2 protein-coding genes are annotated in these 1,309 nt (G+C 44.5%); both read right to left on the bottom strand.

Annotation, left to right across the window (positions count from 1 at the left end):
* Positions 1-179: 179 nt before the first annotated feature.
* Positions 180-479 carry a hypothetical protein gene (locus PX482_RS20945; RefSeq protein WP_002761685.1) on the bottom strand — a complete coding sequence of 100 codons (300 nt, stop codon included), beginning with the start codon at positions 477-479 and terminating at the stop codon, positions 180-182.
* Between the two features lie 67 nt (positions 480-546).
* Positions 547-1,309 (bottom strand): glycosyltransferase family 4 protein (locus PX482_RS20950; RefSeq protein WP_288122974.1); only part of this gene is annotated, 763 nt, incomplete at its 5' end.

The following is a 1,309-nucleotide window of genomic DNA, read 5'->3' on the forward strand; positions in this document are numbered from 1 at the left end:
AAATCCTTATCTGGCAAGAGACTTAATTGATTAGTTCGCTCTAGATAAAAAACAATTGACAAAAATCGCTAAATGCCTTTCTCTATAAGGGTTCCATCCCTTATAACCCCCGTCCATTGCATAACAATTACCGAAGAGCCAAATAAGATAGGAAAAATTTATGATGCTAAGGGCAACTTCTAGGGGTTGCCAATAAATCCAAAAAGTTTAGCTGCTCCTCCTAAAATAGCAACAACAAGGGCGATCAAAATGCCTCGATTAGTAAACTCTTGATAGGCAACTCTAGCGGTCAATCCGTCAATTTTTGTGCTTAGTCGCTCATCTAAAGCTTTAATTTCTCCTTTAAGTTCTGCCTGTCCGATTTCTAATTTTGTCAGACGTTGCTCGATTCTATCAGCTTTGTGGTTGACTTCCTTGATGCTGTCTTTGATTTCCTTGAGGACCGTTTCAAGGGAATAAGTTACGGTTTCGTTAGACATTTGCTAAACTCCCAGAGTTATCCTGCCGCTATCTTAATTATTAATCTTTTTTCTAGTTTAAGATGGCTTACGGTTCACTGCCACGATTGCGCCAGACTTGCCAACCGACGTAACCGAGGAGGAGAGTTGCACCAAAGGCAAAACCCCAACCACTGGGAACATTGGAGAAACCGAGGGCTAAACTGCCCACCCAGAGAGTTAGGGCGTAGATAAATAATACTGTCAGACGGTGAGAGATACCCGCTTTCAGTAAACGATGGTGTAAATGACGTTTATCAGCCACAAAAGGGGATTTTCCGCGTTTGAGACGGGAAATAATCACCGTGGACATATCGAGGAGAGGAACTGCGAGGATGAGATAGGGTAGTAAGACGGCGGTAACGGCAACAGTAGTCACAGCAGTGGTTTTCGCCAATCCAATCACCGCCACACCCGCGAGGGTAAAACCCATAAAATAGGCTCCACCATCCCCCATAAAAATTTGAGCGGGGTTAAAATTGTAACGCAGAAAACCCAAGGCCCCACCCGCTAAAGCGGCGGCGATAATAGCGGCGGCCGGTTGTCCCATCACCAAAGTTACAATTAAAATAACCACGGCAGATATACCCGAAACCCCCGCCGCTAATCCATCTAAACCGTCAATCCAGTTAATTGCGTTAGCCATCCCTACTAACCAGAGGAGAGTAACTGGTAAACTTAGCCAATGAATTTGTAATAAATCGCCGAAGGGAATAGAGAGGAAATCGATCCTTACCCCGGCTTGCCAAGCTAGAAAAGCGACGCTAAACTGCATTACCAGACGATTGAGCGGCGAAAGATTAAAAAGATCA

The sequence above is a fragment of the Microcystis sp. M53602_WE12 genome (assembly GCF_030065455.1).
Lineage (GTDB): Bacteria > Cyanobacteriota > Cyanobacteriia > Cyanobacteriales > Microcystaceae > Microcystis > Microcystis aeruginosa.

Coding starts and splice junctions, on each gene's coding strand:
- PX482_RS20945 (WP_002761685.1), bottom strand. CDS start 479: ATGTCTAACGAAACCGTAACTTATTCCCTTGAAACGGTCCTCAAGGAA.